The organism is Chamaesiphon sp. (assembly GCF_041737865.1).
Classification (GTDB): Bacteria; Cyanobacteriota; Cyanobacteriia; order Cyanobacteriales; family Chamaesiphonaceae; genus Chamaesiphon.
Genome location: NZ_JBGSQZ010000185.1, coordinates 1 through 7,038, shown reverse-complemented (window position 1 = coordinate 7,038; position 7,038 = coordinate 1). Strand labels below are relative to the sequence as shown.

The window sequence follows — 7,038 nt, the reverse complement described above, 5'->3', positions numbered from 1 at the left end:
CGATTGAAAGGAATTACCTGTTTATTAGTAGATGGAAATATTTATTCACTTAACTAGAGGGTAGCGATTCGCGCACGCCTTTGTTCCCTGACGGTTTGCGAAAAGTGAAGCATTTTTTCAAGAGAGCGAATCAAGACAGAGGTTGAATGTGATGAAATCTAAGTCGATCGTGTGCTAGAATACGATGTTTGGACTCTCAATATCAACTCTTCGACGTTCTCACCCGAGACCGATTCCGCACTGCGGACGCTACGCGAACGAGATATGTAGGTGTAGGCGACACAGTATTAACTGATTTAATTTAGTCAACGTGCGTGTACATCGATAGGAGGCGGATTAATACGGAAAATAACACAACTAGCATAAACTATAATATTGCATGGCCAGTCAGAAAACAGTAGATATCGGCTTCACTCTCGACGATTTCGCAGCATTACTAGACAAATACGATTACCACTTTAGCCCTGGAGATGTCGTCGCTGGTACCGTATTCAGTCTGGAACCACGGGGTGCTCTGATTGACATTGGCGCAAAAACTGCTGCCTATATTCCGATTCAGGAGATGTCGATCAACCGTGTCGATCAACCTGAAGAAGTATTACAGTCTAATGAGACTCGCGAATTTTTCATCCTCACCGATGAGAACGAAGACGGGCAACTTACCCTCTCCATCCGCCGGATCGAGTACATGCGGGCATGGGAGCGGGTACGCCAGCTCCAAGCCGAAGATGCGACCGTGCGCTCTCAAGTATTTGCGACCAACCGTGGTGGTGCCCTAGTCCGCATCGAAGGCTTACGCGGCTTTATTCCTGGTTCGCACATCAGCACCCGCAAAGCCAAAGAAGAATTAGTCAACGAAGAACTCCCCCTCAAGTTCCTCGAAGTAGACGAAGATCGCAACCGTCTGGTACTCAGCCACCGTCGCGCCCTAGTCGAACGGAAGATGAATCGTCTCGAAGTCGGCGAAGTCGTGATCGGTTCGGTACGTGGGATCAAGCCTTATGGTGCCTTCATCGACATCGGTGGTGTCAGCGGACTGCTGCACATTTCCGAGATTTCTCACGACCACATCGACACGCCACACAGCGTGTTCAATGTCAATGATGAAGTCAAAGTGATGATCATCGATCTCGATGCCGAGCGCGGACGGATCTCGCTTTCTACCAAACAATTGGAGCCAGAACCAGGCGACATGATCAAAAATCGCGATCGAGTCTATGAAATGGCCGATGAAATGGCAGCCAAATATCGTGAGATGTTACTAGCCAAAGCTTCTGGACAACCATTAGAATCGATCGAACTCCCTAGTGCAGCCGAAGAGCCTCTCGATCTAATCGAAGAAGAAATTCCATCAGCGATGGAAGAAGCCGAAATCCCACCAGAACCCGTAGTAGCAGAAGCTCCAGCAGTTACCGAAGAAGTACCTGCCGAAGCCTAAACCAACTTCGATCCCTAGTGATTAGAATAGTAAATAGAGGGCTAGTCCCTCTTTTTATTAACCCCCTACCCTCTACCCTCTACTCTACATCCCATGCCTCCACGTTGGCCCCGCGAACCCGATCGAAACGACCCCGTATATCGTAGACTAGACGACCGGATGACCTTTGCTTTTCATGTTGCCCTATTTTCAGCCTCAAACTCTGGACTATGGTTTTTTGATATCTTTCAAAGAGCAAACTGGAGCTGGGCTGTCTGGGTAACAAGTATCTGGGCATCAATTTTGTTGGGACATGCTTTGTATATCTTCAAAATTGCCGATTACTCCCCAAATTCTAATGGCTAACAATCAACAAATCGAAGAACTAGCAGCAGAAATCGGTGATAAAGTCTACATTGATGTCGCTAAGTGGCATCTTTATCTCCAAGATGCCAAACTGCACACGCTCGTTGCCGAGCAAGTATATCCATTACTGACTGGCGGTTTGACTGGTGATAAGCTGACCGAAATTCTGACGAATATCTCGATCGATCTCGGTGGCGGTAGACTAAAAACGTCCCTCCTCAATCTCATCCCCGTCACGTCCCAAGCCAGACTGATGGACATCCTCCAAGACTACGCCCGAAATCTCTAGATTAGGATGGATAAATTTTATCAGATCGGAATTGTTCATAACTTATGTAGTGGGCTAACTGCTCGGCAGTGCCCACCTTCCAAAGCTGGTGCGTTACGCTGACGCTGACGCTAACACACATACAATTTCCTAAGACCCAAAGCCTAAAGCCTAAAGCCTAAAGCCTACCCCCTACCCTCTACCCTCTACCCTCTACCCCCTCAAGAATGATCGACCTCGTAGACATCAAACGCGATATTAACATCCTGATCGATCGACTGGGGAAAACCCAGCAATATCTTTGACGTTCCTGCACTGACAGCAAAAATCCAAGATTTAGAACAAGTAGCCGCCCAGCCGGAGTTTTGGGGCGACCAAAATGTGGCGCAAGCTACGATGCAGGAACTCAATGACTACAAATCTCACTTAGAGCAGTTTCGCCAGTGGCAAAGCGGTGTAGCCGATGCCCAAACCGCTCTAGAATTGATGGAAATGGAACCAGATGAGGCTTTAGGTCAAGAAGCCAAGCAAAACCTCTCCCAGGTCGGATTAGAACTCGATCGCTGGGAATTAGAACAGTTATTATCAGGTACATATGATGCGAAGGGAGCAGTTCTTACGATTAACGCAGGTGCTGGGGGCACAGATGCCCAGGATTGGGCTGAGATGCTCTTGCGGATGTATACCCGTTGGGCGGAAGATCGTAAATATAAAGTCCAACTTGCCGAAATCTCCGAAGGAGAAGAAGCCGGACTAAAATCTGTCACTCTTGAAATCGAAGGGAAATATGCCTACGGTTATCTCAGAAGTGAAAAAGGCACCCATCGCCTGGTGAGAATTTCGCCCTTCAATGCTAACGACAAACGGCAAACTAGTTTTGCTGGTGTAGAAGTGATGCCGTTAATCGACAACACCGTAAAACTCGACATCCCCGATACCGATTTGGAAATCACTACCACTCGTGCGGGCGGTAAAGGCGGGCAAAATGTCAACAAGGTAGAAACAGCCGTGCGGATTTTGCACAAGCCGACAGGGGTAGCTGTCCGGTGTACCCAAGAACGCAGCCAGCTCCAGAATAAAGAGAAGGCTCTGGTGATTCTCAAAGCAAAATTATTAATAATCGCGCAGGAGCAAAAGACCAAAGAAATTGCCGAAATTCGCGGTGATATCGTCGATGCAGCTTGGGGACAACAAATCCGCAACTATGTTTTTCATCCCTATCAAATGGTGAAAGATCTCCGTACAAATGTCGAGACGACTGCTGTTATCGATGTGATGAATGGTGAAATCGATGAGTTTATCGAAGCTTATTTACGTCAGGAAAATCAGATGATAGTTGATAGTTGATAATTGATAATTGGGTTGTCCCGCAGGGGATTTAAACCCCATCCTAGAAACCTCGCTGTAAACTGTCAACTGTCAACTGTTTAAAGTCTAGGATCGCTCGGTTCGCTCTCCAGTGCGAGTATGCCGAAGGTACATTCATGAACGCGGCGGAGCGGTTCTTTGGCGACAAATCGATCGAGTGATTCAATGATCGATTCGACTTTCCAGCAGTAATGGCGGTAAGCTGCGGTGTACTGGTAGATGAGTTGCGATCGCGCCTGATAATCTGCCAGAGGTACATCTATTCCCCGCGATTGGGCGCGTTCTAAGAGGGAAATGGCATCGTCCAAGCCGACCTTGGCAGCACATCCCACAGGAGCATATTGCTGCTTTAGAAGCTGTTGGGCTTTGACAGGGGCATCAATTCACAGTCGAGACCAGCAATTCCAAATTCAAAAATTGTGTGGGCTGAAACCCTCATTCTCTTGTACAAATCAAACGCCTTCAAGGGTTGTCAATTAGCTGAAATGACCTAGACTCGTTCTGAATTTGGAATTGCTGCTGACTTTGCTTGTAGCGCGAGATCGCCCGTGCTAATGGCGCATCCTCACCCAGTTCTGGCGGAGATTGCAGAGATTCAACAAAAGCAATGCTATCGGCGCGATTGAGTTTGATGACAGTATGCTCTGAGATGGTATGTATGGCAGCATTTTGAGCGTGGCTGACCACAAAATCGGTCAAGCTTCTGCCTTCTAAATCTGCCGCCCATTGCAATAATTCTTTCTGTTCGCGGCTCAGACGTGCTTCCAACCGCTCTGACTTACTAGTTTTTTCCGCCTGATGCGCGGCAGCTGATTCTGGTCGGGACATGAGTTAGATCCTGCGTTTGGCGAGACTTCCTTTCTTTTATAGTACGTCTTTTTGCCGTACATATCAAGAGAGCTAGATCGACAGGTTTTATCTGGTTGAATCTACCATAATCACGAGCGTTGAAACCTGCAAACGCTCTCTGGAATTAGCTTTGAGCCAATTCTACTACGAGTTTTGAAGTACCTATAATTGTCCGGTTGCACTGACAGTATATACCAACGGTTCAAATAAACGCTGCAAAAATCCTTCACCACCACGACACGGCAGTACCGAAAGCTGGGCAGAAAGCGGAATTTTTAACGCTACTAAATCTGGACGATCGTTACATTGCCCTGACAAAGCCGAGCGAAATACTTTGGCGATCGCTACACTCAAAAATGACGAAGCAACATAAGGACGATCGTTCACATATTGGTCTAAACTAGTACCTTTACCCCGCACCAAACTAACTGGATAGGCTTCTAATAATAGCGTCACCGCACAACATGCTGCCGTTGCTTCTGGATAAAATACCTGTGCCTTTCCAAAAGATAGATCGAAGGTTTGAAATCGATCGGGATGTTTACCCAATAGATATCCTAAATCCGTCGCAGGTGAATGATTAGTCGTAATCGTTAGCAGCATTTTAAATTTTTCGAGACTGAATCTTTCGATCGAATAGCAATCCTATTTAAATTAATGTTGACCTGTAGGGGCGGTGCTGTCTTGTCGTTTTTTTATTCGGGGGGAACCCCCGAATAAAAACGCCGCTTCATGCCCGCCCTCTAGGGGTTAAACCGATTATTTAGGATCGCTATCTATCGATCCCCAAGATTTAATTAAAATCTGTCCTTATATTACCTAAATAGTTGAAAACTACGCATCATCTAGAGCAGCAATCCCAGGTAAAACCTTCCCTTCTAGTAATTCTAAAGAAGCACCACCACCTGTCGAAATATGGCTCATTTGGTCGGCTAAACCAACTTTTTCGACTGCGGCAACTGAGTCACCACCACCGATGATCGTGATTGCGCCAGTTTTCGAGATTTCTGCTAAAGTATGAGCGATTCCTTCTGTACCTGCAGCGAATTTATCAAATTCAAATACACCCATCGGGCCATTCCAAATCACAGTCTTACAATCAGCCAAAGCTGCTTGGAAAACTTTGAGTGAATCGGGGCCGATATCTAAGCCCATCCAACCATCGGGGATATTATTAATATCGACGATTTGGGAATTTGCATCGGGAGAGAAGCTGTCAGCAACTACTACGTCAGTAGGTAATAAAAGTTGGACACCTTTTTCTCTCGCTTTGGCTTCGAGGGCGCGGGCTAGTTCTAATTTATCTTCTTCAACCAATGATTTACCAACATTCAAACCCCGTGCTTTGTAGAAGGTAAAAATCATCCCACCACCGAGGAATAATTTGTCACATTTATCGAGCAGGGTTTCGATTACACCGATTTTACTCGATACTTTGGAACCACCAACGATCGCCGCTAACGGTTTTTGAGGTTTTTCAATCGCGTTTTGGAGATATTTCAATTCTTTCTCGATGAGGTACCCAGCAACTGAAGGACTCAGATATTTTGTTACGCCTTCTGTCGAAGCGTGTGCGCGGTGTGCGGTACCGAAAGCATCGTTGACATACAAGTCAGCGTTAGCCGCTAATTTCTTGGCAAATTCGGGATCGTTTTGCTCTTCTTCTGGATAGAAACGGACGTTTTCGAGCAGCGCAACTTGTCCATTTGCCATTGCTGCGATTTTGCTGGCTACTTCATCGCCGATGCAGTCATCGCATTTGACCACAGTTTGCCCTAGTAGCTCCGACAACCGCTGGGCAACTGGAGTCAGACGCAATTTCTCATCTACGCCTTTAGGACGACCAAAGTGGCTACAGAGGATGACTTTGGCACCTTTACCAGTGAGGTCTTTGATGGTGGGGAGTGCAGCACGAATTCGGGTATCATCGGTGATATTTCCAGCATCATCTACAGGTACATTAAAATCGGCACGGACGAGAACACGCTTGCCCGTGAGATCGGCAGCGGATAAACTGGAAATAGATTTCTTAGACACTGGCTAAACTCCTGAGATTATATGGCGGTTAAATTTGGTTTGATATAAAAAGCTGAGAAAGTTAGTTATTAATACTTATTTGGACTGTATTAAAGACAACATTTAGCTCTGCCGTTCTCAATTCTACCGGAAAAGCCGTGTAGAATTGTTACCAATCTCGATCGAGTTGAAGCTGGAGATCCAAAATAAGATGGTCAGAGGATAAAAGACACGATTATTTAGCCTCAGTATATGTTTAACAAAATCCTATTTCCCCTAGATCGTAGTCGTGAAGCTCAAGAAGCTGTTGCCGTGGCGATCGATCTGGTGCAAAAGTATCAGAGTCAGCTCATCTTATTGTCTGTAGTCGAGACACCAGATCTCGATGCAGAGGTACTCGAAGATCCCGTGATGCAGTCTCCAGATGCGATCGATAAGCTGCTGCATTCGGCTCAAGATCTCTTCGCCCAGCGCGGCATCAAAACCGAAATCTTGCAACGGGAAGGGAAACCTGCTTTTACGATCTGCGATGTCGCCGATGAACTCAATGTCGATCTGATCGTGATGGGGAGTCGAGGTAATGGTTTAGACTTGGATCACCCGTCCAAAAGTGTCGCTAGCCGCGTCATCGATCTTGCCCCTTGTCCGGTTTTAATCGTTCCTTAAATTAAATGATAATTGATAATTGATAATTGATAATTGATAATTGATAATTGATAATTGATAATTGATAATTGATAATTGATAATTGATA

7 protein-coding genes and 2 pseudogenes are annotated in these 7,038 nt (G+C 46.1%); 5 read left to right on the top strand and 4 right to left on the bottom strand.

The annotated features are described in order from the left end of the window. Positions 1–379: 379 nt before the first annotated feature. From ACEW9J_RS13855 to prfB, 4 genes are all read left to right on the top strand, one after another. Complete coding sequence (locus ACEW9J_RS13855; RefSeq protein ID WP_373545703.1) at positions 380–1,438, top strand: 30S ribosomal protein S1; 1,059 nt, start codon at positions 380–382, stop codon at positions 1,436–1,438. Between the two features lie 93 nt (positions 1,439–1,531). Continuing rightward, positions 1,532–1,783 (top strand): 2TM domain-containing protein, encoded by a 252-nt coding sequence (locus ACEW9J_RS13850; RefSeq protein WP_373545702.1) that lies wholly within the window; start codon positions 1,532–1,534, stop codon positions 1,781–1,783. Continuing rightward, positions 1,776–2,072, top strand: a complete 297-nt coding sequence (locus tag ACEW9J_RS13845) for a DUF3181 family protein (protein ID WP_373545701.1) — start codon at positions 1,776–1,778, stop codon at positions 2,070–2,072. Before ACEW9J_RS13850 ends, ACEW9J_RS13845 begins: the two co-directional genes overlap by 8 nt. Before the next feature lie 206 nt (positions 2,073–2,278). Then, positions 2,279–3,398, top strand: a protein-coding gene (gene prfB / locus ACEW9J_RS13840) for a peptide chain release factor 2 (RefSeq protein WP_373545700.1) whose coding sequence is annotated in 2 segments (ribosomal slippage) — positions 2,279–2,353 and positions 2,355–3,398 — 1,119 coding nt in all. Because the reading frame shifts where the segments join, the coding sequence is not laid out codon by codon here. An 80-nt stretch (positions 3,399–3,478) separates the two neighbouring features. Here prfB and ACEW9J_RS13835 read toward each other — a convergent pair. The 4 genes and pseudogenes from ACEW9J_RS13835 to pgk all read right to left on the bottom strand — a co-directional run. After that, positions 3,479–3,813, bottom strand: a pseudogene (locus tag ACEW9J_RS13835) (hypothetical protein); the annotation flags it as partial. Positions 3,814–3,881: 68 nt separating this feature from the next. Continuing rightward, positions 3,882–4,247 (bottom strand): DUF1778 domain-containing protein, encoded by a 366-nt coding sequence (locus tag ACEW9J_RS13830; RefSeq protein WP_373545699.1) that lies wholly within the window; start codon positions 4,245–4,247, stop codon positions 3,882–3,884. 186 nt (positions 4,248–4,433) lie between these two features. Continuing rightward, positions 4,434–4,871, bottom strand: a pseudogene (locus ACEW9J_RS13825) (3' terminal RNA ribose 2'-O-methyltransferase Hen1); the annotation flags it as partial. 231 nt (positions 4,872–5,102) lie between these two features. Beyond that, entirely contained in the window at positions 5,103–6,305 is a 1,203-nt protein-coding gene (pgk, locus tag ACEW9J_RS13820) for a phosphoglycerate kinase (RefSeq protein WP_373545698.1), read from the bottom strand. Positions 6,306–6,536: 231 nt separating this feature from the next. On the opposite strand from pgk, the gene ACEW9J_RS13815 reads away from it, so the two are divergent. After that, positions 6,537–6,950, top strand: coding sequence for a universal stress protein (locus ACEW9J_RS13815; protein WP_373545697.1), 414 nt, complete (start codon positions 6,537–6,539; stop codon positions 6,948–6,950). The last annotated feature ends 88 nt before the right edge of the window (positions 6,951–7,038 follow it).